The sequence below is a fragment of the Streptomyces sp. LUP30 genome (assembly GCF_001746365.1).
In the GTDB taxonomy this organism is placed as follows: domain Bacteria; phylum Actinomycetota; class Actinomycetes; order Streptomycetales; family Streptomycetaceae; genus Streptomyces.
Genome location: NZ_MJAJ01000052.1, coordinates 40,366 through 64,525 on the forward strand (window position 1 = coordinate 40,366; position 24,160 = coordinate 64,525).

Here is a 24,160-nt window from a genome sequence, read left to right on the forward strand (position 1 = left end):
GGGGCCGGGGGCCGCGCCGCGTCCCCGCAGGGCCGCCTCGCGCCGACGTCACCGTCGGCCCGCCGCGTCGAGATCCGCCATCAGCAGTTCGACGTTGATCGCCGCCCCCGCCCGGTAGCCGCGGCTGGCCGCGTTCACGATCTGTTCGGCGAAGCCGGCGGCGTTGCCGGCCGCCCACAGGCCGGGGACGGTCGTCAGGCCGCGTTCGTCGGTCAGCGGATACGCGCCGAACGGCGTCCGGCTCGTCTCGGCGCCCAGCCGGGCCGCGAGCTCGGTCCTCGGCACGGGCCGGGGCGCGACGAAGAGCACCTCGCGCGCGTACTCCCCGCCTCCGGCGGCGAGCCGGATCCCGGTGAGCCGGTCCTGCTCGACGACCAGTCCGGCCACCTCGCCCCGCACGACGTCCACTCCGGCCGTGTCCAGCCTGCGGCGGTCGTCGTCCGTCAGCTCCTCCTCGCCGAGCGTGTGCAGGAACAGAGTGACGTCCTTGGACCACTGGGAGACGATCAGCGCCTGGTGGACGCTCATCGGGCTCGTGGCGAGCACGCCGAAAGCCCGGTCGCGGACCTCCCAGCCGTGGCAGTAGGGGCAGTGGAGCACGTCCCGGCCGAACCGCTCGGCCAGGCCCGGCACGGGCGGCAGTTCGTCCGCCAGGCCGGTCGCGAGGACGAGCTGCCGGGCGCGCACGGTCCGGCCTTTCCCCGAGGAGGCGTCCCCGGCGAGGAGGACCGCGAAGCCGTCGTCGCTCCCGGTCACGTCCACCGCGCGGTCGCGGACCAGCTCCACGCCGTACCGTGCGATCTCCTCGCGGCCGACGGCGAGGAAGTCGGCCGGGGACATGCCGTCCCGGGACAGGTAACCGTGCAGGTGGGCGGCGGGCGCGTTGCGCGGGCGGCCCGCGTCGACGACCAGGGTCCGGCGCCGGGCCCGGCCCAGGACGAGCGCGGCGGACAGCCCCGCCGCACCGCCGCCCACGACGATCACTTCGTACTTCCCCGTGTTCCCCGTGTTGCCGGGGTTGCCGGTGCGCTTGGCGTTCTCGGTCCGGTCGGTCCGCTCGGTCATGGTGACCACCTCCGCCGTCACGGTCGCCGGACAGTGCGGGATCGACAAACCTCTTTGCCGGTTCGGCAAAATGGGGGAATGACTACGGATGACGTGCTCGCGGAGGTCGGACCGAGGCTCCGGCGGCTCAGGAAGGAGCGGGAGGTGACGCTCGCGGCGCTGTCGGAGACGACCGGCATCTCCGTCAGCACCCTCTCCCGGCTGGAGTCCGGGCTGCGCAAGCCCAGCCTGGAGCTGCTCCTGCCGATCGCCCGCGCCCACCAGGTCCCGTTGGACGAGCTGGTCGGGGCGCCGCCGGTGGGCGACCCCCGGGTACGGGCCAGGCCGCTGGTGCGGCACGGGCGCACCTTCTGGCCGCTGTCCCGGCAGCCCGGCGGGCTGCAGGCCTTCAAGGTGCTCGTGCCGCAGAGCGACGAGCAGCCGGAGCCGCGCACTCACGAGGGATACGAGTGGCTGTACGTGATGTCCGGTCGGCTGCGGGTGGTGCTCGCGGAGCACGATGTGGTGATGACGGCGGGAGAGGCCGCCGAGTTCGATACGCGCGTGCCGCACTGGTTCGGGTCGACGGGGGAGGGGCCGGCCGAGTTCCTCAGTCTCTTCGGGCCGCAGGGCGAGCGGATGCACGTGCGGGCGCGGCCGTCGCAGGGGTGACGAGCGCAACGGTTCCCCCGAGGGCAAGCGACCGCTTAGTATGCACTCGACCAGGGTTCGACGACGCAGTCCCGTGGAGGCTCCGCATGCAGGCATGGCAGGTGCACGAGAACGGCGAGCCGAGCGAGGTGATGCGGCTCCGGGAAGTGGAGCGGCCCACTCCCGGCGACGGCCAGGTCCTGCTCAGGGTGCGTGCCGCGAACGTCAACTTCCCGGACGCGCTGATGGTCCGCGGCCAGTACCAGGTACGGCCCCCGCTGCCGTTCACCCCGGGCGTGGAGATCTGCGGCGAGACCGAGGACGGCCGCCGGGTCATCGCCAACCCGGCCCTGCCGTACGGCGGCTTCGCCGAGTACGCCGTCGCGGACGCCGCGGCCCTGCTGCCCGCCCCCGAGTCGCTCGACGACGCCGAGGCCGCCGCGCTGCACATCGGCTACCAGACCGGGTGGTTCGCGCTGCACCGAAGGGCACGGCTGGAGGCCGGCGAGACGCTCCTCGTGCACGCCGCGGCGGGCGGCGTCGGCAGTGCGGCCGTCCAGCTCGGCAAGGCGGCGGGCGCGACCGTCGTCGGCGTCGTGGGCGGCGCCGAGAAGGCCGCCGTCGCCCGGGAACTGGGCTGCGACGTGGTGATCGACCGACGGGCCGAGGACGTCGTCGGCGCCGTGAAGGAGGCCACCGGCGGCCGGGGCGCCGACGTGATCTTCGACCCCGTCGGCGGCGAGGCCTACACGCAGTCCGCGAAGACCGTCGCCTTCGAGGGCCGCATCGTGGTCGTCGGCTTCGCGAGCGGGACCATCCCGAGTCCCGCGCTGAACCACGCCCTGGTCAAGAACTACTCGATCCTCGGCCTGCACTGGGGCCTGTACGGAACCAAGAACCCGAAGCTGGTCCTGCACTGCCACGAACAGCTCACCGAGCTCGCCGCCCGGGGCGCGATCCGGCCGCTGGTCAGCGAGCGCGTGCCGCTCGACGGAGCCGCGGCCGCCGTGCAGCGGGTCGCCGACGGCGTCACCACGGGCCGGGTCGCCGTCGTACCGCAGAACGGAGCCGCCGCATGACCGACGCAGCCGAACTCAAGCGCCGTACCGCGCAGTTGCTGGCCGCGCACCCACCCGCCACGACCGAGCGGTCGGCCTTCCTGCAGGCCCGCTTCGACGCGGGACTGGCCTGGGTGCACTACCCCGAGGGCCTCGGCGGCCTCGGCGCGCCCCGCTCCCTGCAGGCCGTCGTGGACGCCGAGCTGGAGGCCGCGGGCGCCCCCGACAACGACCCCCGGCGCATCGGCATCGGCCTCGGCATGGCCGCGCCGACGATCCTGAAGTACGGCACCGAGGAGCAGAAGCAGCGCTTCCTGCGGCCCCTGTGGACGGGTGAGGAGGTCTGGTGCCAGCTGTTCAGCGAGCCCGGCGCCGGCTCCGACCTGGCCGCCCTCGGCACCCGCGCCGTCCGGCAGGACGGGGGAGACTGGGTCGTCAACGGTCAGAAGGTGTGGACGTCCAGCGCCCATGTGGCCCGCTGGGCCATCCTCATCGCCCGCACCGACCCGGACGTGCCCAAGCACGCGGGCATCACCTACTTCCTCTGCGACATGACCGACCCCGGCGTCGAGGTCCGGCCGCTGCGCCAGATCACCGGCGAGGCCGAGTTCAACGAGGTCTTCCTCACCGGCGTCCGCATCCCCGACGCGCGCCGGCTGGGCGCGATCGGCGACGGCTGGCGGGTCGCGCAGACCACGCTGAACAACGAGCGCGTCGCCATCGGCGGCATGCGGCTGCCCCGCGAGGGCGGCATGATCGGCCCGGTCGCGAAGACCTGGCGCGAGCGGCCCGAACTGCGCACCCACGACCTGCACCAGCGCCTGCTGAAGCTGTGGGTCGAGGCCGAGGTCGCCCGGCTCACCGGCGAACGCCTGCGCCAGCAGCTCGCCCAGGGCCAGCCCGGCCCCGAGGGCGCCGGCATGAAGCTCGCCTTCGCCCGCCTCAACCAGGAGATCAGCGGCCTGGAGGTGGAACTGCGCGGCGAGGAGGGCCTGTTGTACGACGACTGGACGATGCGCCGCCCGGAGCTCGTGGACTTCACGGGCCGGGACGCCGGGTACCGCTACCTGCGCTCCAAGGGCAACAGCATCGAGGGCGGGACCAGCGAGGTCCTGCTGAACATCGTCGCCGAGCGCGTCCTGGGCCTGCCCTCCGAACCGCGCACCGACAAGGACGTCGCATGGAAGGACCTGGCCCGGTGAACACACAGCCCGACCTGCTGTACTCGGAGGAGGAAGAGGCGCTGCGCGCCGCCGTCCGGGACCTGCTCGCCGACCACTGCGACGCGCCCGGCGTCATCGCCCGCACGGAGTCCGGCGCCCCGCACGACCTGTCGGCCTGGAAGGCGCTCGCCGACGGCATGGGCCTCGCCGGCCTGCTGGTGCCCGAGGCGCAGGGCGGCCAGGGCGCCACCCACCGCGAAGCCGCCGTCGTGCTGGAGGAGTTGGGCCGGGCGGTCGCCCCGGTGCCCTATCTGACCAGTGCCGTCGTCGCCACGGAGGCGCTGCTGGCCTGCGGGGACGACGAACTGCTCGGCCGGCTGGCGTCCGGGCGGACGATCGGCGCGCTGGCCGTCGGCCTGCACCTCGCACCGGGCGCCGCCCACCAGGTCGCGCGCGTCGACAACGGCGTCCTGAGCGGGGAGTTGACCGGAGTCGCGGACGCGGCCGTCGCCGACGTGCTGCTCGTGCCCGGCGACGACGGCGCCCTGTACGCCGTGCAGGCACAGGACGCGACCGTCACCCCGCAGACCTCCTTCGACCTCACCCGGCCCCTCGCCACGCTCACCCTGACCGACGCGCCCGGCCGTCGCCTCGGCGACGCCGGACCCGCCGTGCGCCGAGCGCTGCGGGCCGGAGCCGGACTGCTCGCCTCCGAACAACTCGGCCTCGCCGACTGGGCGTTGACCGAGACCGTGCGCTACCTGAAGGAGCGCAAACAGTTCAACCGGCCCGTCGGCGGCTTCCAGGCGCTCAAGCACCGGCTGGCCCAGCTCTGGCTGGAGGTCGTCAGCCTCCGCGCCGCCGCCCGGGGCGCGGCCGACGCGCTCGCCGCCGGGGAGCCCTCCGACGAGGCGTCCGTGGCCGTCGCCGTCGCCCAGGCCTACGCGGCGCCCGTGGCCGTCCGGGCCGCCGAGGAGGCCCTGCAACTGCACGCCGGCATCGGCATGACCTGGGAACACCCCGTCCACCTGTACCTGAAGCGGGCCAAGGCCGACTCGATCGCCTACGGCACGGCCGGCGCCCATCGTGCCGCGCTGGCCGAACTCGTCGACCTGCAGGCCCCCTGACCGTCACCCGGTGAAGCCCGCCCCCACCCGGGGCGGGCTTCTTCGTGCGCCCGCGCCGACGGCGTGAACGGGCGACGTCGGTCCGGCCAACTCCTCGCGGGCACGGGTCCGTTCGCACCGGGGCCGCCGCATACTCCCTGAGGTCCGCACCCGCCCCGCAGGGAGGCAGAACATGGCCCTCGTCACCCGCCGCGGCGCCCTCACCGCGTTCGGCGCCACGCTCGCGGCCGCCGTCGCTCCGACCGCCGGCAGCGCGTACGCCGACGAACGCCGCCGGCCCGCGCGCCCGTTGTGGTGCGCCCACGCCCACAACGACTACGAGCACCCCCGCCCCCTGCTCGACGCGCTCGACCACCGCTTCGGCAGCGTCGAGGCCGACGTCTTCCTCGTCGACGGCCGGCTCCTCGTCGCCCACGACCCGGTCGACCTCGACCCGTCCCGCACCCTGGAGTCCCTGTACCTCGCTCCGCTGGCCGCCCGGGTGCGGGCAGGCCGCGGCTCGGTGTACCGCGGTCACCGGAAGCCGCTGCAGCTCCTCATCGACATCAAGACCGAGGGCGCCGCCGCGTACCGCGAACTCGACCGCGAACTCCGGCGGTACGCGCCTCTGTTCACGACCTACGCGCACGGACGCGTCCACGCGGGCCCGGTCACCGCCGTCGTCTCCGGCGACCGAGCGGCCCGCGTCCCGATGGAGGCCCAGGGCGTCCGCCGGGCCTTCTACGACGGCCGGCTCGCCGACCTCGGCGATTCCGAGGCCTCGTTCGCCTCCCTGATCAGCGACAACTGGACGCTCCACTTCACCTGGCTCGGCGTCGGGGCCTTCCCCGAAGCGGAGCGGCAGCGGCTGCGCGGCATCGTGCGGGCGGCCCATGCGCGCGGGCAGAAGGTGCGGTTCTGGGCCACCCCCGACCTCGCCGGCCCCGCCCGGGACGCCCTGTGGGCCGCACTCCTCGCCGCAGGCGTGGACTATCTCAACACCGACGACCTGGCCGGCCTGGAAGCCTTCCTCGACGCCCGTCGCACGGCGTAGCGCCCATCGGACACCACTCGTTCGGCGGACAGGTTCGCAGCACGGAGGAACACTCCTTTACGCCACACTTACGGCCGAACCCCGTGAAAGCGGACGTGGCGGAGGAGGTTGACGGTGGCCATTTCGATTTCCGCGGTGCTGTTGCTGGCGGTCCTGGCGATGATCTTCACGCGCAACGGCGGTCTGAAGATCTCCCACGCGCTGGTCTGTCTGCTGCTCGGGTTCCTGCTGGCCGGCACCAGCATGGCGCCCACCATCCACAGCGGCCTCACGGCGACGGCCGACATCGTCGGCAGCCTTCGGCCGTGAGGCCCCGCAGGGGCGCCGGCGTCATCGGATGAAGACCCCGATGCCGTTCGGCACCGGGCGCTCCGCCCCGTCGGAGGGATGGTTGCGCACCGTGACCCGGGCCGCGCCCGGCCGGCGGGCCACCAGGGTCGACGAGCCGCCGCCGTCCAGGCTGAAGCCCTCGGTGGCGCCGAGACGCCGCAACGCCGCGGCGACCTCGGCGACCGTCAGGCCCCTGCGGTACGCGGCGGCTCCGTCCAGCGCCAGCAGGAACACCCGCCGCCCGTCGGCGGCGATGCCCACGGCGGTGCGCACGGCCGATACCGAGGTGTCCAGACCGGGCAGCGGCTCACCGCCCGACAGCACGGGGTAGCCCCCGACGGCGAAGCCGTACTTCACCCCCGAGGCGGACGCCAGTCCGTAACGGACCGTCACCCGCTCGCCCTCGACGAGCCGCCTCAGACGCTGCGCGCCCGCCTCCCGCCCGACGAGCACCGTGGTGCCGCCCGTGACGGTCCCGCTGCCGGGCGTGGCCGAGGCGGAGACGACCCTGCCCCTCCTGAGCGTCACTTCGTAGGTGCGCGCGCTGCACGCACCCGCCCGGTCGGAGTCCGTGCCGCAGGTGGCCCGCCGGCGTGAGACGCCGCCCCAGTCCGCGGTGTACGCGCCGACCGAGTTCTCCGGCAGCGCGAACTGGTTGACGCCGCCCAGCGCCGATCGCCGACCCCCGGCGGTGTACGACCCGGTGAGGGTGAGGCTGTCCGTCCGGGCTCTGCCGTCGGTCCCCACCCCGACCACGGCCTCGGTGTTCGTGCCCGGCGGCAGCGCGGGCCCGAACCGCTGCGCGTAGGGGACCGCGCCCTTCAGCGCCCTGCCGTTCGCGACGGCCGGGCCCACGCTCGACCCGGTCGCCGCGACCCCCGGGTGCTGTGCCTCGGAGATGTCGAAGAAGTCGCCGTTGACGCCGGCGACGGCCTGCTGCCGGTCGGCCATGGTGGAGACCGCGGCGCGGGCGGCGACCGCCCCGGGGTACAGGAGCCCCAGGCGCACACGGGGGTTGGCGAGATCGACGTCGAGCACATGCGCGTGCGCCGTCCCGGCGGCCGCCCGCAGGTCGTACTGTCGGTACGACACACCCGCCGCCACGACGGCCCCGGCCCCGGTGCCGCCGGCGGCCTCCGCCGAGGCCGTCCCCGCGAGCGTCGCACCGGCCGTGACGCCCAGCGCGACGAGCAGGACCAGAGCCTTTTCGCGCACCCTGGACCGTTGGTGACGTCGCGTCATGCGCCCCCCTGGGTTGATCGGGGCGCAACTCTCTCATGACCTGCGGGAACGACCGGCGGGGAGTCGACGGGAAGACCACGGATCGGGTGACGAAAGACACGATTCCGGGTGGCGTGCTCCGCCGTTCGGCCGCGCCGCGCGGCAGGCTGTGCTACTCCGTCCGTGAGGGGGGCGGGCGGCTCGACGGCGGCGGCAGGCCTCAGCCCGCGGCCGCCCGGTCCGGGGGCGCGGCGTAGCAGTTCAGGAGCACTCTGCGGGCCGGTCCCCACTGCTGGACGGCGGTGCCGAGGCGCTGCCAGCCCAGTCGCTCGTAGAACGCCGCGGCCGGGTCGGCGGCGACGACGTCCAGGACGGGATGCAGGCCGCGGTCCCGCGCCGCTCCCACGGCCCGGTCCAGCAGAGCCGCGCCGACCCCGTGGCCGCGGGCGGCGGGGGAGACGTACAGCCGGCTGATCACGGCGGGCCCCGGCCGGCCCGGACGGGCTCTCCACAACGTCGCCGCCGCGTCCCCCTCTTCGGCCGCGCACAGCGCGACGTGACCCACGACCCGTCCGTCCAGCTCGGCCGCCCACCCCGCGAGCAGCGCGGGCGGAGTCAGCCAGGCGGCGGGCCGCTCGGGCCAGTCGACCGGATAGCCGCTGTGGGCGTGTACGAGGGCCAGTGCGGCCACGCAGCCGTCGAGGTCGGCGGGACGGCGAGGCCGGACGAGGGCGGTCCGGGGGCCCGCGGGGTCAGTCGTCATCGCCGCCCGCCCCGGGAGCGAACGGCGTGAAACGGGCCGGGGCGTGGTCGATCGGCAGATCGGGACGCCACACGGTGAGGGACTGGGCACTGCACACGAACAGCGACGGCGGCAGCCGGTCCAGCGGGTACCAGCGCCAGTCGCCGACGCTCTCGCCGGGCTGGTCGGCCGGCTCGCCCTCCCAGGCCGTGACGACGGCGCCGACCGTCATCCGCACCACGCCGTCGACCTGGTCGAGGAGCGTGCCCAGCAGGCGGACGTCCGACGGCGCGGCGCGCAGTCCGGTCTCCTCGCGCAGCTCGCGCACGACCGTCTCCCGGAGCGACTCCCCGGGCTCCACCGTGCCGCCCGGCAGCTCCCAGGTGCCGCCGCGGTGCCGGCCCAGGAGCAGTCCACGGGGGCCGTGCAGGATGGCGCCGACGCCGAGCGTCGCATGCGCGACGGGCGGCCGGCCGGCGCGGGGGCGGGCTCGGACGCGTACCGGCCGCCGCGCCCGGTAGACGCGGTAGGCGGCCGCGTTGCCGGAGTCGGGCGAGGCCACCGTCACCACGTCCTCGACCAGCAGCCCGTGGTCGGCGAGCAGCGCCTCCCACACCTCGGGGGCGGGCACCCACATGCGGACGGTGGTCTCGCCGCCGCCCGCGAACCGCAGCGTCTCGGGCCGCGCCACCAGCTCCGCATCGGGCCCGTCTCCCTGGGAGTTGGTGTGCAGCGCGGAGAAGCAGAAGGTCCCGCCGGGCGCGAGCCCGGTCGCCAGGGCGGGGAACAGCCGGCGGGGGTCGACGAACGGCACGGCGTTCACGGAGCAGATCACGTCGTACGGCTGCGCCGCCCGCAGGTGCGCCACGGCGTCGGCGTGGATCAGACGCAGCCCGGGCAGGGAGCCGTAACGGGCCCGGGCCCGCTCGATCTGACCCGCCGCCGAGTCGACGGCGTCCACCGACGCGCCGTGTGCGCGCACCAGTCGGGCGGCGTGCCGGGCCGTGCCGCACCCGAGGTCCAGGACGCGCCGGCCCCTCAACTCGCCGAGGAAGGCGTCGTCCGGCCCCGTGTCGGGGAACCCCCAGTCGATCCGCTCCGCGTCGTCCAGGACGGTGCCGCGCCGCAGATGGTGCGTGGCATAGGCCTGCCAGGCCGCGGCGTTGGCCGACTCGGGTCCGTCGGGGGTGAGGGGACGGGACATGGGCGGAGGCCTCCAACAGAGCTGACACGACCGGGCGGACGGTCTGGACGGTGCTCGTCGGGCCGGGGGCTGCTGCACACCCGGCCCGGACGATTCTTACCGCAGCGGACGGACCCGCGTCGGCTCAGCGCACGGGATGCTTGCTGAGGATGGACACCCGGTTGAAGGCGTTGATGGTGACGGCCACCCAGATCACGGCCGAGATCTGGTCCTCGGTCAGCGTTCGGCGGGCGTCGGCGTACGCGGCCTCCTGCGCGGCCGCGTCGCAGGGCAGGGTGGTGGCCTCCGCGAGCGCCAGGGCGGCGCGCTCCAGCGGGGTGAAGAGGTCGGTGTCCCGCCAGGCCGCGAGGACGCCCAGCCGCCGGGTGTCCTCGCCTGCCCGCAGGGCGGCCCTGGTGTGCACGTCGAGGCAGTACGCGCAGCCGTTGAGCTGCGAGACACGGAGGTTGACCAGTTCCACCGCGGTGCGCTCCAGCCCGGCCTCGGCGGCGGTCGCCCGCACGGCCTCGGACGTCTGGAGCAGGGCGTGGTAGGCCTTGGGGCTCTGCTTGTCCAGGTAGATCCGTCGGGTCATGGGTGGACATCCAACCAGAGGCCTGACCACGACGGATGTGCGGGGCAGGTCACCTGCTGAGCCAGAGGTCGGGACCGAACACCTCGTAGTGGACGGCGGCCGGGCTCAGCCCCCGGGCGAGGAGGCCGCCGCGAACGGCCCGCATGAACGGCAGGGGCCCGCAGAGGTAGGCGGTGGTGTCCGGGGACAGGACGAGAGCGCTGACGTCGGCACGCCCCTCGCGCACCTGCACGCGGGGTCCCCCGACGCCCTGCGCCCCGGCCTCGTACCACAGGTGCACGGTGGAGTGCGGGAGGCGGGCGGCCAGTTCGGCCTGCTCCTCGCGGTGCGCGTGATGGGCGGGGGAGCGGTCGGCGTGGACCACGGTCACCCGACGGTGCGGGGAGACGTCGCCGAGGTGTTCCAGCATGGACAGCAGGGGCGTGACGCCGATGCCGGCGGACGCCAGCAGAAGGGGGCTGTCGTTCTGCGGGAGGACGAGGTCGCCGAACGGCAGGGAGACGCGCAGGACATGGCCGGGGCGGGCGTGGGCGTGCAGCCAGGTCGAGACCTCGCCCTCGGGGAGGCGGCCGTCGGCGGAGCGCTCGCGCTTGACGGTGATGCGCCAGGTCTTGTGGCCGGGGGCGGCCGAAAGGCTGTACTGGCGTATCTGCCGTGCTCCGTCGGGCAGTTCGACCTGGACGCTGACGTACTGTCCGGGCGCGAACGGCCCGGTGGGCAGACCGTCGGGGCGGCGCAGCACGAAGGAGGCGGCGTCCACCGACTCCTCGGTGCGCTCCGCGATCTCCATCTCGCGCCAGACCCGGCCGTCGTCGACCTGCGCCCGGGCGTACAGGCGTGCCTCCAGGGCGATGAGGGCGTTGGCCATCAGCCAGTACACCTCGTCCCACGCGGCCGCCACCTCCGGGGTCACGGCGTCCCCGAGGACCTCCGCGACGGCGCCCATCAGATGACGTCCGACGACGGTGTACTGGTCGGCGGTCACGCCGAGTGAGGCGTGCTTGTGGGCGATGCGGCCGAGCACCGCGTCGGGACGCTCGCCCGGTCGTTCCACCAGCACGGTGGCGAAGGCGGCCACGGCGCCGGCGAGGGCCTCGCGCTGCGAGCCGTTGGCCTGGTTCGCGCGGTTGAACAGGTTCCGCAGCAGGGCCGGGTGTTCCTCGAACAGACGGCGGTAGAACAGCTCGGTGATCGCGCCGAGGGAGGCCCCCACGGCCGGAAGGGTGGCTCGGACGATCGGGACGGCAGGCGCGGAGAGCATCGCGGTTCCTTCTCGGTATCAGGATGCACAGAGCGATCTGTGCGCGGCGGCGGGCGGCCCTGACTGCATCCTAGATAACTTGCATATGAGATACCAATTTAAAGGGGTGTCGTGGTCGTGTGCCGTACGTCACCGGGCCGCGGCCCCGAAGGCCGCCTCGCCCGTCGCCGCGCGCCCGTGCTCGGTCGGCGCAGGTGGGGGGAGCGTTGGTAGCGTCCGCCTGTGCTGTGCCGTCCGGCGCGGTGCGCCGCACGACCGAGGGAGACGTGATGTCCCCGACGATCCGCAGGGCCGTGATTCCCGCCGCCGGGCTCGGCTCCCGTCTGCTGCCCCTGACCAAGGCGACGCCCAAGGAGATGCTCCCGGTCGGCGACAAGCCGGTCATCGAGCACACCGTGCGGGAGCTGGTGGACTCCGGCATCACCGACATCACCATCGTCGTCTCCGGCGGCAAGTCCCTGATCCAGGATCACTTCCGCCCCAACCCGGCCCTGGTCGAGCAGTTGCGCGCCGACGGAAAGGCGAACCACGCGGACGCGGTGGAGGAGGTCGCCGAGCTGGCCCGCCGGGGCCACATCACCTATCTCGACCAGTACGGCCCCTACGGCAACGGCACCCCGGTGCTGAACGCGGCACGGGCCTTCGGCGACGAACCGGTGCTGGTGCTGTGGCCCGACGACGTCTTCGTCGCCGAGGCCCCCCGGGCCCAGCAGCTGATCCGCGCCTACGAGCAGACCGGCTGCCCGGTGCTGGCCCTGCTGCCGATGGACCCCACCGAGTCCCAGCGCTACGGCGTGCCCCTCGTCAAAGAGGATCTGGGCGGCGGCCAGCTGCGCATCACCGGTCTGGTCGAGAAGCCCGAGCCGGCCGCGGCCCCGTCGGCGTACGCGGCCATCGGCGGCTACGTCGTCACCCCCGGCATCATCGACGAACTGCGCGAGCAGACCCGCCGCTGGTACGAGCACCGGACCGGCGAGATCTACCTGACCGACGCGATCAACGCCTACGCCGCCACCCGTGCGGTGTACGGCCAGGTCATCGAGGGCCGCTGGTACGACACCGGCAACCCGGCCGACTATCTGGTCGCCCAGATGGCGTTCGCCCTCGCCCACCCCGAGTACGGCCCGGTGCTGCGCGGTCTGGTCGCCGAGCTCGACGCGGACCCCGCAGCCCGCCCGGGGAGAGCCGGCGCCTGAGCCGGCCCCCGGGGCGCTCGGCTCAGCTCAGCGCGGTGCGCACCACCTGACGGACCATCGGGGAGCTGTCCAGCTCTGTCCTGATGCCGGAGAGGTGCTGGGCGGCGAGCGCCTGCCGCCATGCCTCTTCCGCCCGGCGCATGGCCGCGTTGACGGCGCACGTGCCGGTCGGCGGCGGTGACAGTTCGCCGATCCTGCCGGAACAGCGGATCTCGGTGCACTGGAAGGCTTCGGCGCCTCCCTCGATGGCCTCCACCACGTCCAGCAGGCTGATCGCCTCCAGTGGTCTGGCCAGCCGGAATCCACCGCGCGGCCCGGGCACCGAGACCACGAGTCCGGCCCGGGCCAGCTGCTGCAGCTGCTTGTTCAGGTAGGAGGCCGACAGTCCGTGGGCCTCGGCGAGCTGGGCGCTGCCGACCGGGCCGCCGCCGATCATGTCGAGGTTCAGGAGTGTGTGCAGGGCCCACTCGACGCCTTTAGCCATTCGCATATTACGGACATTACCTGTCCAGGATCGAACCCGGGTAACGGCCGCTGACCTGGGCATCCCGTTCGTCGCAATGGTGGACGGCTCTCGAAAATCTTGATATTCAGTATCCAGGATAAGTAATGTCCAGAATTGGCGGTGCGGGTCCGCGGGTCCCCGGAGAGGACGTCGCGGCAGCCCTCCCCGGCGCAGGGCGCACCGGCTCATCACCTCGGGTTCGAGAACGGAGATCACCATGAAGGACGTCCTGATCATCGGCGGCGGCTTCGCCGGCGTGTGGAGCGCGGCGGGCGCCGTGCGGGTGGCGCGCGAGGCGGGCGGGCCCGGCGAGGACATTCGGGTGACGCTGGTCAGCGGCGGCGACGACCTGGTCGTCCGCCCCCGCCTGTACGAGGACGCCCCGGACGGCATGCGGGTCGCCCTGGACCGTGTCCTCGGCCCGATCGGCGTGCGCCGGATCGCGGCGACCGTCACCGGCGTCGACACCGGGGCACACACCGTGCGCGCCGTCGGCCGGGGCGGCGAGGAGCTGGACCTGGCCTACGACAAGCTGGTCCTGGCCGCGGGCAGTCAGCTCGTGCGGCCCGACTTCCCCGGCTCGCGGGAGCTCTTCGACGTGGACACCCTCGCCACCGCCGCGGCGCTCGACGGCCACCTGCGGCGACTGCCCGAACGGGCCTCGTCCCCGGGCCGCTACACCGCCGTCGTGGTGGGCGCGGGCTTCACCGGCCTGGAGACCGCCACCGCGCTGAGCGAACGGCTCCACGCGCTCGCCGCGGGCGACGACGCGGCGGAGGAGGTCCGGGTCGTGCTGGTCGACCGCGCCGACGTCGTGGGCCCCGAGCTCGGCCCGGGCCCCCGCCCGGTCATCGAGGAGGCCGTCGACGAGCTCAAGATCCAGCTGCGCCTGGGGCGCACCGTGACCTCGGCGACCCGCCACGACGTCACGCTCTCCGACGGCGAGGTGATCCCCGCGGCCACCGTGGTCTGGACGGCCGGCATGGCCGCGAGCCCCCTCACCGCCCAGATCTCCGACGAGCGCGACCGGTGGGGACGGCTGAGCGTGGACGCGTGGCTGAGGGTCGTCGGCGTGCCCGACGTCTACGCCGCCGGCGACACCGCGCTCGCCCCCGCGGACGACGGCCGTTCCACGACGCAGTCCTGCCAGCACGCCCTGCCCATGGGCAAGTTCGCCGGTCACAACGTGGCGGCCGAACTCCTGGGCCGTGACCTGCTGCCCTTCACCCCGGACCCCTACGTCACCTGCCTCGACCTCGGCCCCGCCGGCGCGGTCTACACCGAGGGCTGGGACCGCCGCGTCGCGCTGACCGGGGCGGAGGCCAAGAAGCTCAAGCACGACATCAACGGGCTCTGGATCTACCCCCCGACCGACGACGCGGAGCAGCTCCTCGCCCAGGCGGGCCGCTTCTCGAACGGCTGACGACCGGTCCGCTCGCCGGCCCTCGGACCCCGTCCCGCCCGCGTGACGGGTCGCGGCCGAGTCCCGCGACCGGCGGGGCGGTGACGGGGACGGGCGGGGGCGACGGGACTGACGGGGGGACAGAAAGGGGTTCCGCGGCCGGTGGGAGAATGCGGTCGAGGTCCACGCCGCCGTGGCGGCCGGCAGCCCGTGCACGCGGGGGACCGGAAGGAGGCGTCGCACGTGATCGAGTGGGTGTCCCTGAGGACCGGCGCCAGACCCGTGCCCCAGCCCGTCGCCACCCCCGTGGTGTGGGCCTCGGCCTTCTGCGGCGCCTTGATCCTGGTGGCCGTGCACAACACGCTGGTGGGCTCGGACCGCCCCGGATGGGCGCTGGCGGCGGTGTCGTTGCTGGCGGCCCTGCTGGGCCTCTGCGCCCGCTTCGCGGCGGCGCCCGGCACGGCGGTGCTGTGCTGGCTCACCCTCAACGGATTCGCGGTCCCGCCGGCCGGCACGCTCACCTGGACCGGGCGGCGCGACACCTTCTGGCTCACCTGCCTGTGCTGCGCGGCCCTGGTCGGCACGGTGCTGGCCCGGATCGTCCAGGCGCGCGCCGCGTACCGCCGGATCGCGGCGGAGGCCGCCCCTCCGGCGTCGGACCCGGACGACGGCTGCGTCGGTCTCTGACGGTCGGCGGGCCGGCCCGGTCTCGCGGCCGGTGTGGACCGAACCCTTGACACACTCATTGCTCACTCCTTAAATCATGTAGTGAACTAAGCCTCGACAATGGTTGGTTCACCCTCGATGCCCGGTCCACCCGCTGTCGGCGGATCGCCGCGGTGGTGCGCGGGCGGCTCAGGGCGGCTCAGGCCCTGACCGTCCGCACCTCCCGGCTGTCCCCGGTCCGTCGTCGCGTATCTGTCATGTGCATGTCTATTCGGTCCGGTCTCGTGCCGGCCGCCGCCCTCGTCCGGCCCCGCCACGGGAGAACACGTGCTCCGCATCCCACGACCACCCCTCGCCGGCCCCTGGATCGCGGCCTCCGTGGCCGCCGCCACCGCCGTCGCCCTCCTCACCGGCGTCCAGCCCGTCCGGGCCGCGTCCGAAGCGGCCGCCCTGCCCACCGGTTGGTCCACCCTGGTGAACACCGGCAGCGGCAAGTGTCTGGACGCCCGGTCCGCAGCGACCGCGAACGGCACCGCGGTGCAGCAGTACACCTGCAACGGCACCACCGCCCAGCAGTGGAGCTTCACCCCCACCGGCGACGGCCAGGTCCGGATCGGCAACCGCAACGACGCCCAGCAGGTCGTGGACGTCAGCGACGTCTCGACCGCCGACGACGCGGCCGTGCACCTGTGGACCTACGGCGGCGGCGCGAACCAGCAGTGGCAGGCCGTGGACGAGGGCGCAGGGGCGTACCACTTCGTCAACCGCAACAGCGGCAAGTGCCTCGACGTGCCCTCCGCCGCCACGGCCGACGGCGTCCAGCTCGTGCAGTACGCCTGCAACGGCACCGCCGCCCAGCGCTTCCAGGTGGCGCCCGTGAGCACCGCGCCGGGAGACGTCGACCTCGGCCCCAACGTGGTCGTGTTCGACCCGTCCATGCCCTCGTCCACCATCCAGAGCCGGCTGAACTCGATCTTCCAGCAGCAGGAGACGAACCAGTTCGGCGCCCAGCGCTACGCGGTGATGTTCAAGCCGGGCACGTACAGCAACGACGTCAACGTCGGCTTCTACACCCAGGTCCTGGGCCTCGGCCAGTCGCCGGACTCGGTCACGATCAACGGCGCCGTGCACGTGGAGGCCGACTGGTTCCCGCCGCAGAACGCCACCCAGAACTTCTGGCGCGGCGCCGAGAACCTGTCGGTGAACCCCACCGGCGGCACCGACCGGTGGGCCGTGTCGCAGGCGTCCGGATACCGGCGCATGCATCTGCGCGGCAACCTGGAGCTGAGCGACGGCGGTTGGTCCAGCGGTGGGTTCATGGCCGACAGCAAGGTCGACGGCCAGGTGCGCTCCGGCACCCAGCAGCAGTGGCTGACCCGCAACTCCCAGCTCGGCTCCTGGACCGGCTCCAACTGGAACATGGTCTTCGTCGGCAGCCGGGGCGTGCCCGGCAACAGCTTCCCCAACCCGCCCTACACCACCGTGAACCAGACCCCGACGGTCCGGGAGAAGCCCTTCCTGTACGTCGACGCGGCGGGCGCCTACAGGGTGTTCGTGCCGTCCGTGCGGACCGGCTCCTCGGGCGTCAGCTGGGCCGACGGGACGGCCGCCGGCGCGTCGCTCGGCCTCGACCGGTTCTTCGTCGTCAAGCCCGGCGCGACCGCCGCCCAGATGAACGCCGCCCTCGCCGACGGCAGGAACCTGCTGGTCACCCCCGGCGTCTACCACCTGAACCAGACCCTGCGGGTGACCCGCCCGGACACCGTCGTCCTCGGTCTCGGCCTCGCCACCTTCGTCCCGGACAACGGTGTGACGGCCATGACCGTCGCCGACGTCGACGGCGTGAAGGTCGCGGGCCTCCTCTTCGACGCCGGAACGGCCGACTCGCAGACCCTGCTGGAACTCGGTCCGGCCGGCGCCGCCGCCGACCACTCGGCGAACCCCGCCTCGCTGCACGACGTGTACTTCCGGGTCGGCGGCGCCGCGGTGGGCAAGGCGACCGCCGGCCTCGTGGTCAACAGCGACGACGTCATCGGCGACCACATGTGGATCTGGCGCGCGGACCACGGCAGCGGGGTGGGGTGGAACACCAACCCCGCGGACACCGGACTGGTCGTCAACGGCGACGACGTCACCATGTACGGCCTGTTCGTGGAGCACTTCCAGAAGCACCAGACCGTCTGGAACGGCAACGGCGGCCGGACGTACTTCTACCAGAACGAGATGCCGTACGACCCGCCGAACCAGGCCGCCTGGATGAACGGCGCCACCCGGGGCTACGCCGCCTACAAGGTCGCCGACTCGGTCACCAGCCATCAGGCCTACGGGCTCGGCAGCTACTGCTACTTCAACGTCGACCCGAGCGTCACCGCCGAGCACGCCTTCGAGGTCCCGAACAACCCGAACGTGCGGTTCCAGAACATGGTCACCGTCTCCCTGGGCGGCACCGGAACCATCCGGCACGTCATCGACGACCGGGGCGGGCCGTCCGACGCGTCCACCAACGTGGCCAACCTGGTGAGCTACCCGTGAGGGGACCGCGGCCCCGCCGCTCACCCTGACGACCCTGTCGGCCGTGGTGCCGGGGCCGACCGCCCCGGCCCACGCCGGGCGCACGGCCCTCGTCGCGCCCCAGGGCGACGTCACTGGGGGTGCGGGCCGAGCCTGCGGGCGGCCGGTCGGCGACGGACCCAGTCGAACAGCAGCACCGACCACAGCGCCGCGAACGCGCACCAGGTCGAGACGAACTCCAGCCGCCACAGCGTGAAACAGACCGCCGCCCCCACGGCCACCACCGCGCCCAGGACCAGCAACCGCCGGTCGCCGGAGAGCAGCAGCGAGCCGACGGTGGCCAGCAGGTAGCCCGCCACGAGCACCGGCGGATGGGGCACGTCCAGGCGGTAGCCGACGGTGTGGACACGGAGCTCGGCCGTCACCGGACCGGTGGCGATCCCGTACGCGAGCCCCGCGGCGGTGGCCAGGCCGACCGCGAGCGCGCACGCGGGCCCGCGCCGGGCGGACGACGGGGCGGCCGCCCACACGGCCGCGGGCACCCACACCGCCAGCAGCGGCAGCGCGATGACCGCCCAGGCGACCGCGGCGGCTCCGCCGCCCCCGCCCGCGTCCCACACCGCCGCCTCCACGAGCTGGTGCGCGCCGAGCAGCAGCGGCAGCGCGGCGAGGGGGAGGTCCCGGCGGTCGCGCACCCGCGTCACACAGGCCACGCCGACGGCGGTCACACCCGCGCCCGCCACCAGATCGGCCGTCGCACTCCAACACATCACGTCACCCCGGGGTCGACCGTCTCGCCGTGCGGATCACGCTACTTCGCACGCCGGGCGTCCACCCGGCGCGCGGGCGAACGCCGAACGCGGGCGAACCGACTCGAACACGGTCGAACGGACTCCTGGGACAGGGCGGCAGGGGCGCCGAAGGCCGCGTTAGGCTGCACGGAGCGGGCAGCGGCCGTCCGGGGCTGGTTCCCCGGGGCGGCGGGGGAGACCCGCGGACACGAAGGAGGACGCGGGTGGTGGACCCCTCGCAGGCAGTCGACGGGTGGGAGCCGGTGCGCGGCGGGGCCGCGCTGGAGGTGGGCCCGTTGCCGGGTCGGCCCGGCATTCGCGCCAGGGGTGAGATCAGCGAGGTCACCAGGTCGCCGTGGGAAGCCGCGCTGGCGGGCCTGGCACGGCAGCACGCCGACGTGTCCTACGTGGAGCTGTCGGAAGTGGGGTTCGTCGACGTGGCCGGAGTCGCGGCGCTCGCCGTCACCGCGCTGGGCCTGCCCGGCGGCCGCATGGTGGTCGAGCATCCGCCGCCGCAGGTGCCCCGGGTCCTGGGCCTGTTCTGGCCGGGCCTGCGCCGGATCGAGGTGGCGCCGCGATGAACACGGTGGCGACCCACGAGGCGTTCGAGCATCCCGCGCTGTTCTACCGCGGCGAGCAGGAGTACGTGGACCGGACGGTGTCGTTCGTCCAGGAGGGCCTGGGCCTCGGCGAGCCGGTGGCGGTCGCGGTGCCCGGCCCCAATCTGGAGCTGATCAGGACGGCACTGGGCGCCGACGCCGAGGGCGTCCTGCTGCTCGACATGACGCAGGCCGGCCGCAACCCCGGCCGGATCATCCCCGGAGTGCTCCGCTCGTTCGCCGACTCCCACCCGCAGGAGCGCGCGCGGATCATCGGCGAGCCGATCTGGGCCGGCCGCAGCGCGCTGGAGTATCCGGCGTGCGCGCAGCACGAGGCGCTGATCAACGCGGCCTTCGAGGGCCGGGCGGTCACCATCCTGTGCCCGTACGACGAGGCGAACCTGGACGAGACGGTCCTCGCCGACGCGAGGATCACCCACCCGACCCTCCTGTCCCGCGACGGGCGTCGGGTCAGCGACGTCTACGACTGGCGCTCCGTCGTGGCCCGTTACAACGAGGCCCTGGTGCCCGCCGCGGACGCCGCCGTGTTCTCCTTCGACGCCGACAACCTGTTCATGGCCCGTGCGTTCACCGTCGAGCAGGCCGGCCGACTCGGCCTCGCGGGCGGGCGGCTGCAGGACGCCGAACTGGCGGTGGCGGAGCTGACCACCAACAGCGTGGTGCACGGCGGCGGACACGGGACCCTCGCGGTCTGGGCCGAGGCGGACAACCTCGTGTGCGAGGTGCGCGACGCCGGCCGGCTGGCCGATCCGCTGGCCGGCCGCAGGCCGCCCGCCCGGGGCCAACTCGGCGGCCGCGGCCTGATGCTGGTGCACTACGTGGCGGACCTGGTGCGTCTGCACACCGGCGACGAGGGCACGACGGTCCGCTTCTACCTCGCCTGTTGAGGGCCGCGGCCCTCGAGGCCGCGGTTCCCCGGAGGCCGCCGTCGCCGCGCGCCGCAGGCCGTTCGGCGGGCGGTCCCGGCCGTCAGGCGTCCGCGCGCAACGCCGCCCAGGTGGCCTTCGTCACCACGCCGTTGGCCTTCAGCCCCCGCTCGCTCTGGAAGCCGCGGACGGCCGTCTCCGTGTCCGCGCCGAACGTGCCGTCGACACCGGACGCTCCGACGCCGTAGCCGCGCTCGGTGAGCATGCACTGCGCCTGCCGCACCCGCTTGCCGGTGTCGCCGAGGCTGGTGCGGGCGCTGCCCGGGTAATACGTGCAGTTGCTGATCCACGGCGGGGCGCCCGGTTCGACGGGCGTGGCGTCGGGGGAGGGGCTCGGGGAGGCGGAGACGCCGTCGGCGGGGGCGGAGGGCGTGCTCCCCGTGCCGGCGGTGGCGGGGCGGGAGGCCGAGGGGAGGGACGGCGAGGCGTCCTCCTCGGCCGTGACGACGTCGGCGCGTCTGCTGGACGAGCCCGCGGCGGAGGCCCGGTCCGGGGCGCCGGGCGACGTCGCCCCGTCGCCGCCGCCGGCGCCGGGAACGCCGCCCGGCCTGCTGCCGTACGCCGACGCGGAGGCCCGAGGAGAGGAGGTCGCGGGCCCGTCCTCGCGCATGAGGGAGAAGGCGCCCGCGGCGACCGTGCACACGGCGGCGACGGAGGCGAGGGCCGCCACCCTCTTCCGCCGCGCCCAGGGCCGGACCGCGGGCGTGGCCTCCGACGCGGACGGCGCCGTCCCGACGGCGGGCACTTCGGCCGCCGGAGCCGGGTCGCGTTCCCGGGAACCCTCGCCGGACGGGGTCGCCGGGGCCGCCTCCCGGGGGAGGCGACCCGGCCCGGGCTCCGCGAACCGGTTCGCCCGGTCAGCCCGGTCGGCCCGGCCAGGCCGGTTGTCCGAGGGTCGCAGCCACGTGGTGCGTTCGACGGGAAGCCGGTACAGCGTCTCGTAGGCGCGCTGCCGGGCCAGCACCGTGCTGCGCAGCGGCTCCGGCCAGCCGGTGGCGACGGCGCGGCCGCCGACCGCGTCGATCAGGTCCCGCGGGGCGGGGCGCCGTTCGGGCTCCTTGGCCAGGCACGCGGTCAGCAGCGCGCCCAGTTCCGGATCGGCCGCCGAGACCGCGGCCGTCACCTCCGCGTTCGGCTCCTCGAACGCGACCCGGTGCATCACGTCGACCCCCGTGCCGTCGCCGAACGGGGCCCGCCCGGTGGCCGCGTAGAGCAGGGTCCCGGCCAGCGAGAACACGTCGGAGGCCGTGTCGCAGTGACCGGTCCTCAGGTACTCAGGGGACATGTAGGCCGCGGTGCCCACCCGGTTGCCGGTGCCGGTGATCGCACTGGCGTCCAGAGCCTTGGAAATGCCGAAGTCGATCACGTACGCGCCCTGCGGCGACACCAGCACGTTGGACGGCTTCAGGTCCCGGTGCACCACCTCCACCGCGGCGAGCGCGGTGAGCGCCCGCGCCAGTTCGGCGGTCAGCCGCCACACGGCGGCCGTCGGCAGGGCCCCGCCCTCGCGCACCGCGTCGGCGAGATCGAGGCCCGGAACGTACTCGGTGGCCATCCACAGCAGCCGGTCGTCCCAGCCGGTTCCGCGTAAACCAGGGGCGTGCGGCGGCCCGAGCCGGCCGTGCACCGCGGCCTCGCGTTCGAACCGGCGCTGGAAGCGGACGTCCTCGGCGTACTCCGGCCGGATCACCTTCACGGCGAACAACCCGGGCGTGTCGTCGGCGGCCCGGGCCAGATAGACGCGTCCCATCCCGCCGCTGCCGAGCAGCGCCACCGGGACGAAGGGCCCGACGCGGTCCGGGTCGCCGATCCGCAGAGGTGAGGCCCCGGTCTCCCGGAGCGCGGCGGCCTCTTCCGCCGCGGAGTTCGGTGGGGGCGGCAGCTGGTCGGACACGGAACTCCCGAAGTGATGTTCGTCGTAACTCAGTTCGCACACGGTGGGAGATCGAGGCTAGCCGAGCCGGGCCCGGTGCTCAGCGTTTCTCGCGGTTCCGTCCCACCGGCACCGCCCGCGCGGGCCCGCCGACGCCTCGGCGCAGGCGGGTGAAGCCTGAAGCGCCGTCAGCTCCACGGGGCATGCATGAGGATCTCCGCCGTATCCGGCCGGGTCGGCGGAATCGACGCGCTGGAGGCGAGAGTGTTGAACGAACGAGACGAACCGACCGGCCCCCGTACCCTCAGGGTGCCGGTCCTCATCGTCGGCGGGTCCCTGGTCGGCCTGGCGACCTCGTTGTTCCTGGGCAGGCTCGGAGTGCCGCACCTGCTGGTGGAGCGCCACGCCGGCACCTCCATCCATCCCCGGGGCCGCGGGAACAACGTCCGCACGATGGAGCTGTTCCGGGTGGCCGGCGTCGAGCGGGCCATCCAGGAAGCGGCTGCCACCCTCGCCGACAACCACGGCATCCTGCAGACCCCCACCCTGGTCGGCGACGCGGGAGAGTGGCTGTTCCGCGACATCGACCCGGGCGGCGGACTGGCCCGCTTCAGCCCCAGCTCCTGGTGCCTGTGCAGCCAGAACGACCTGGAGCCGGTGCTGCTCGACCACGCGCGGCGGCTCGGCGGCGACCTGCGGTTCTCCACCGAACTGATGTCGTTCGAGACCGACTCCGACGGCGTCACCGCCGTGGCGAAGAGCCGTGAGACCGGTGAGCACGTCACCGTCCGCGCGGACTACCTCGTCGCCGCCGACGGCCCGCGCAGCCCCGTCCGCGAGCAGCTCGGCATCGGCCAGAGCGGCCCCGGCGACCTGTTCCACAACGTCAGCCTGACCTTCCGCTCCCGCCGGCTCGCCGAGGTCGTGGGCGACCGCCACTTCATCGTCTGCTACCTGACCAGCCCGGACGCCGACGGCGCGCTGCTGCCGGTGGACAACCGCGAGAACTGGGTCTTCCACGCCCCCTGGCACCCCGAACACGGGGAGACCCTGGAGGAGTTCACCGAGGAGCGGTGCGTCGAGCACATCCGGCGAGCCGTCGGCGTCGCGGACCTCGACGTGGAGATCACCGGGAAGGCGCCCTGGCACGCCGCGCAGCGGGTCGCCCGCAGCTACCGGTCCGGGAGGGTGTTCCTCGCCGGCGACTCGGCCCACGAGATGTCGCCGACCGGGGCCTTCGGCTCGAACACCGGCATCCAGGACGCCCACAACCTCGCGTGGAAGCTCGCCGCGGTGCTCGACGGCTGGGCGGGGGAGGGGCTGCTGGACACCTACGACGCCGAGCGCCGGCCCGTGGCGGAGGCCACCAGCGCCCGGGCCGCCGCCCGGTCCGCCGAGCACAGCCACCCGGGGTTCGCCCCGCCGGCCGGAGCCGGCGGCGGAGGCCCGCAGCGAGGCATCCTCAACGTGGCCCTCGGCTACCGCTACCCGAAGGGTGCGGTCGTCGGCGCCGACCCCGCCGTGCCGGTCGTCCCCGAGGGCCTCGACCTGAGCGGCGGTCCCGGCAGCCGGGCGCCCCACCTGTGGGTGCGGCGCGCGGACGAGCGGATCTCCACCCTCGACCTCTACGAGCGCTCCCTGGTCCTGCTCAGCGACGCCGACGAGCCGGGCGGCTGGCACGAGGCGGCCGGCCGCATCGCCGCGGAGCTCGCCCTTCCGCTGAGGTCGTACCGGGTGGGCAACGGGTCCGACGCCGACCTGGTGCCGGACGACGGCGTCGACTGGGCGGAGCGACACGGCACGACCCGCGGCGGCGCCGTGCTCGTCCGGCCCGACGGGTTCGTCGCCTGGCGGTCGCCGGGCCCGGACCGGGACCCCGGGGCGACGCTGCGTCAGGTCCTGAACGCCGGACTGTCGCTTTCCTGACACCGTGCGCTTCACCCGTGTGAACGCCCCGAGTGGTGCCGCCGTGTCCGCTGACTGACGGTGGATCACGTCCCGATCGGGTTCCGCGAGCTGACGTGGTGTCGGCTGCCCGGTCGTGACGGAAGGACCATCAGATGCGTTCTGCTCGCATGATCCTGGCCACCGCGGCCGCGTCGGCCGCTCTCGCGGTGGGCGCCCCCGGCGCCCACGCGGCCGACGGGGGCCGGGACCACGACGGCTCGTCCTACAGCAAGGAGGACCACGCCCCGGCCGGCAAGGGCGACGGCGCCTGGGCCGGCAAGCACGACAAGGAGGACCACGACGCACCCCACGGCG

General features: G+C 74.1%; 22 protein-coding genes and 1 pseudogene. 14 read left to right on the plus strand and 9 right to left on the minus strand.

Features of this window, described 5'->3' with window-relative positions; translation table 11 throughout:
- Window positions 1-48: 48 nt before the first annotated feature.
- Window positions 49-1,065, minus strand: coding sequence for an NAD(P)/FAD-dependent oxidoreductase (locus BG482_RS32190; RefSeq protein ID WP_069772744.1), 1,017 nt, complete (start codon window positions 1,063-1,065; stop codon window positions 49-51).
- 78 nt (window positions 1,066-1,143) lie between these two features.
- Here BG482_RS32190 and BG482_RS32195 point away from each other — a divergent pair, with 78 nt between their 5' ends.
- The 6 genes from BG482_RS32195 (at window position 1,144) to BG482_RS32220 (ending at window position 6,385) form a co-directional block, all read left to right on the plus strand.
- A complete protein-coding gene (locus BG482_RS32195) occupies window positions 1,144-1,716 on the plus strand; it encodes a helix-turn-helix domain-containing protein (RefSeq protein WP_069772727.1) in 573 nt (190 codons plus the stop codon).
- Window positions 1,717-1,802: 86 nt separating this feature from the next.
- Window positions 1,803-2,774, plus strand: coding sequence for an NADPH:quinone oxidoreductase family protein (locus tag BG482_RS32200; protein WP_069772728.1), 972 nt, complete (start codon window positions 1,803-1,805; stop codon window positions 2,772-2,774).
- Entirely contained in the window at window positions 2,771-3,955 is a 1,185-nt protein-coding gene (locus BG482_RS32205; RefSeq protein WP_069772729.1) for an acyl-CoA dehydrogenase family protein, read from the plus strand. The genes BG482_RS32200 and BG482_RS32205 overlap by 4 nt, the downstream gene beginning before the upstream one ends.
- Window positions 3,934-5,043 carry an acyl-CoA dehydrogenase family protein gene (locus BG482_RS32210; RefSeq protein WP_176741524.1) on the plus strand — a complete coding sequence of 370 codons (1,110 nt, stop codon included), beginning with the start codon at window positions 3,934-3,936 and terminating at the stop codon, window positions 5,041-5,043. The genes BG482_RS32205 and BG482_RS32210 overlap by 22 nt, the downstream gene beginning before the upstream one ends.
- A gap of 172 nt (window positions 5,044-5,215) precedes the next feature.
- Window positions 5,216-6,076: a phosphatidylinositol-specific phospholipase C/glycerophosphodiester phosphodiesterase family protein gene (locus BG482_RS32215; RefSeq protein WP_069772731.1), complete on the plus strand. Its 861-nt coding sequence runs from the start codon at window positions 5,216-5,218 to the stop codon at window positions 6,074-6,076.
- Between the two features lie 114 nt (window positions 6,077-6,190).
- On the plus strand, window positions 6,191-6,385 hold the full coding sequence (locus BG482_RS32220) for a hypothetical protein (protein WP_069772732.1): 195 nt from the start codon (window positions 6,191-6,193) through the stop codon (window positions 6,383-6,385).
- Window positions 6,386-6,406: 21 nt separating this feature from the next.
- Here the strand turns inward: BG482_RS32220 and BG482_RS32225 are convergent, their stop codons facing one another.
- The 5 genes from BG482_RS32225 to BG482_RS32245 all read right to left on the minus strand — a co-directional run bounded on the left by BG482_RS32225 (window position 6,407) and on the right by BG482_RS32245 (window position 11,408).
- Window positions 6,407-7,648, minus strand: a complete 1,242-nt coding sequence (locus tag BG482_RS32225; RefSeq protein WP_069772733.1) for a phosphodiester glycosidase family protein — start codon at window positions 7,646-7,648, stop codon at window positions 6,407-6,409.
- A gap of 199 nt (window positions 7,649-7,847) precedes the next feature.
- Complete coding sequence (locus tag BG482_RS32230; protein ID WP_069772734.1) at window positions 7,848-8,390, minus strand: GNAT family N-acetyltransferase; 543 nt, start codon at window positions 8,388-8,390, stop codon at window positions 7,848-7,850.
- On the minus strand, window positions 8,380-9,573 hold the full coding sequence (locus BG482_RS45830; protein ID WP_069772735.1) for a bifunctional class I SAM-dependent methyltransferase/NUDIX hydrolase: 1,194 nt from the start codon (window positions 9,571-9,573) through the stop codon (window positions 8,380-8,382). Before BG482_RS45830 ends, BG482_RS32230 begins: the two co-directional genes overlap by 11 nt.
- Before the next feature lie 124 nt (window positions 9,574-9,697).
- Window positions 9,698-10,147: a carboxymuconolactone decarboxylase family protein gene (locus tag BG482_RS32240; RefSeq protein WP_069772736.1), complete on the minus strand. Its 450-nt coding sequence runs from the start codon at window positions 10,145-10,147 to the stop codon at window positions 9,698-9,700.
- 49 nt (window positions 10,148-10,196) lie between these two features.
- Window positions 10,197-11,408: a globin domain-containing protein gene (locus BG482_RS32245; RefSeq protein ID WP_069772737.1), complete on the minus strand. Its 1,212-nt coding sequence runs from the start codon at window positions 11,406-11,408 to the stop codon at window positions 10,197-10,199.
- A gap of 269 nt (window positions 11,409-11,677) precedes the next feature.
- On the opposite strand from BG482_RS32245, the gene BG482_RS32250 reads away from it, so the two are divergent.
- The gene (locus BG482_RS32250; protein WP_069772745.1) at window positions 11,678-12,604 is read left to right on the plus strand and encodes a UTP--glucose-1-phosphate uridylyltransferase; all 927 of its coding nucleotides are present in this window, start codon (window positions 11,678-11,680) and stop codon (window positions 12,602-12,604) included.
- Window positions 12,605-12,626: 22 nt separating this feature from the next.
- Here the strand turns inward: BG482_RS32250 and BG482_RS32255 are convergent, their stop codons facing one another.
- Complete coding sequence (locus tag BG482_RS32255) at window positions 12,627-13,094, minus strand: Rrf2 family transcriptional regulator (protein WP_256096542.1); 468 nt, start codon at window positions 13,092-13,094, stop codon at window positions 12,627-12,629.
- Between the two features lie 232 nt (window positions 13,095-13,326).
- On the opposite strand from BG482_RS32255, the gene BG482_RS32260 reads away from it, so the two are divergent.
- From BG482_RS32260 to BG482_RS32270, 3 genes are all read left to right on the plus strand, one after another.
- Window positions 13,327-14,532 (plus strand): NAD(P)/FAD-dependent oxidoreductase, encoded by a 1,206-nt coding sequence (locus tag BG482_RS32260; protein ID WP_079142404.1) that lies wholly within the window; start codon window positions 13,327-13,329, stop codon window positions 14,530-14,532.
- Window positions 14,533-14,754: 222 nt separating this feature from the next.
- Window positions 14,755-15,198, plus strand: coding sequence for a hypothetical protein (locus tag BG482_RS32265; protein ID WP_069772739.1), 444 nt, complete (start codon window positions 14,755-14,757; stop codon window positions 15,196-15,198).
- Between the two features lie 306 nt (window positions 15,199-15,504).
- Entirely contained in the window at window positions 15,505-17,709 is a 2,205-nt protein-coding gene (locus BG482_RS32270; protein ID WP_256096543.1) for an RICIN domain-containing protein, read from the plus strand.
- Between the two features lie 110 nt (window positions 17,710-17,819).
- Here the strand turns inward: BG482_RS32270 and BG482_RS32275 are convergent, their stop codons facing one another.
- Window positions 17,820-18,458: a DUF6629 family protein gene (locus BG482_RS32275; protein WP_069772740.1), complete on the minus strand. Its 639-nt coding sequence runs from the start codon at window positions 18,456-18,458 to the stop codon at window positions 17,820-17,822.
- A gap of 245 nt (window positions 18,459-18,703) precedes the next feature.
- On the opposite strand from BG482_RS32275, the gene BG482_RS32280 reads away from it, so the two are divergent.
- Together BG482_RS32280 and BG482_RS32285 are read left to right on the plus strand one after the other, a co-directional pair.
- The gene (locus BG482_RS32280) at window positions 18,704-19,060 is read left to right on the plus strand and encodes an STAS domain-containing protein (protein WP_176741525.1); all 357 of its coding nucleotides are present in this window, start codon (window positions 18,704-18,706) and stop codon (window positions 19,058-19,060) included.
- Window positions 19,057-19,986, plus strand: a complete 930-nt coding sequence (locus BG482_RS32285; protein WP_069772741.1) for an anti-sigma factor RsbA family regulatory protein — start codon at window positions 19,057-19,059, stop codon at window positions 19,984-19,986. Before BG482_RS32280 ends, BG482_RS32285 begins: the two co-directional genes overlap by 4 nt.
- 82 nt (window positions 19,987-20,068) lie before the next feature.
- On the opposite strand, the gene BG482_RS32290 is transcribed toward BG482_RS32285, so the two are convergent.
- Window positions 20,069-21,919, minus strand: a complete 1,851-nt coding sequence (locus BG482_RS32290) for a protein kinase (protein ID WP_069772749.1) — start codon at window positions 21,917-21,919, stop codon at window positions 20,069-20,071.
- 186 nt (window positions 21,920-22,105) lie between these two features.
- Here BG482_RS32290 and BG482_RS32295 point away from each other — a divergent pair, with 186 nt between their 5' ends.
- Together BG482_RS32295 and BG482_RS32300 are read left to right on the plus strand one after the other, a co-directional pair.
- On the plus strand, window positions 22,106-23,824 hold the full coding sequence (locus tag BG482_RS32295) for an FAD-dependent monooxygenase (protein WP_176741526.1): 1,719 nt from the start codon (window positions 22,106-22,108) through the stop codon (window positions 23,822-23,824).
- 134 nt (window positions 23,825-23,958) lie between these two features.
- Window positions 23,959-24,160 (plus strand): annotated as a pseudogene (locus BG482_RS32300) (hypothetical protein); the annotation flags it as partial.

Excerpts from the sequence above, each read along its gene's own strand:
- BG482_RS32190 (WP_069772744.1), bottom strand. The coding sequence starts at position 1,065 with ATGACCGAGCGGACCGACCGGACCGAGAACGCCAAGCGCACCGGCAAC.
- BG482_RS32295 (WP_176741526.1), top strand. The coding sequence starts at position 22,106 with ATGAGGATCTCCGCCGTATCCGGCCGGGTCGGCGGAATCGACGCGCTG.
- BG482_RS32210 (WP_176741524.1), top strand. The coding sequence starts at position 3,934 with ATGGAAGGACCTGGCCCGGTGAACACACAGCCCGACCTGCTGTACTCG.
- BG482_RS32205 (WP_069772729.1), top strand. The coding sequence starts at position 2,771 with ATGACCGACGCAGCCGAACTCAAGCGCCGTACCGCGCAGTTGCTGGCC.
- BG482_RS32215 (WP_069772731.1), top strand. The coding sequence starts at position 5,216 with ATGGCCCTCGTCACCCGCCGCGGCGCCCTCACCGCGTTCGGCGCCACG.
- BG482_RS32195 (WP_069772727.1), top strand. The coding sequence starts at position 1,144 with ATGACTACGGATGACGTGCTCGCGGAGGTCGGACCGAGGCTCCGGCGG.
- BG482_RS32250 (WP_069772745.1), top strand. The coding sequence starts at position 11,678 with ATGTCCCCGACGATCCGCAGGGCCGTGATTCCCGCCGCCGGGCTCGGC.
- BG482_RS45830 (WP_069772735.1), bottom strand. The coding sequence starts at position 9,573 with ATGTCCCGTCCCCTCACCCCCGACGGACCCGAGTCGGCCAACGCCGCG.
- BG482_RS32200 (WP_069772728.1), top strand. The coding sequence starts at position 1,803 with ATGCAGGCATGGCAGGTGCACGAGAACGGCGAGCCGAGCGAGGTGATG.
- BG482_RS32285 (WP_069772741.1), top strand. The coding sequence starts at position 19,057 with ATGAACACGGTGGCGACCCACGAGGCGTTCGAGCATCCCGCGCTGTTC.
- BG482_RS32240 (WP_069772736.1), bottom strand. The coding sequence starts at position 10,147 with ATGACCCGACGGATCTACCTGGACAAGCAGAGCCCCAAGGCCTACCAC.
- BG482_RS32275 (WP_069772740.1), bottom strand. The coding sequence starts at position 18,458 with ATGTGTTGGAGTGCGACGGCCGATCTGGTGGCGGGCGCGGGTGTGACC.
- BG482_RS32225 (WP_069772733.1), bottom strand. The coding sequence starts at position 7,648 with ATGACGCGACGTCACCAACGGTCCAGGGTGCGCGAAAAGGCTCTGGTC.
- BG482_RS32230 (WP_069772734.1), bottom strand. The coding sequence starts at position 8,390 with ATGACGACTGACCCCGCGGGCCCCCGGACCGCCCTCGTCCGGCCTCGC.
- BG482_RS32260 (WP_079142404.1), top strand. The coding sequence starts at position 13,327 with ATGAAGGACGTCCTGATCATCGGCGGCGGCTTCGCCGGCGTGTGGAGC.
- BG482_RS32255 (WP_256096542.1), bottom strand. The coding sequence starts at position 13,094 with ATGCGAATGGCTAAAGGCGTCGAGTGGGCCCTGCACACACTCCTGAAC.
- BG482_RS32245 (WP_069772737.1), bottom strand. The coding sequence starts at position 11,408 with ATGCTCTCCGCGCCTGCCGTCCCGATCGTCCGAGCCACCCTTCCGGCC.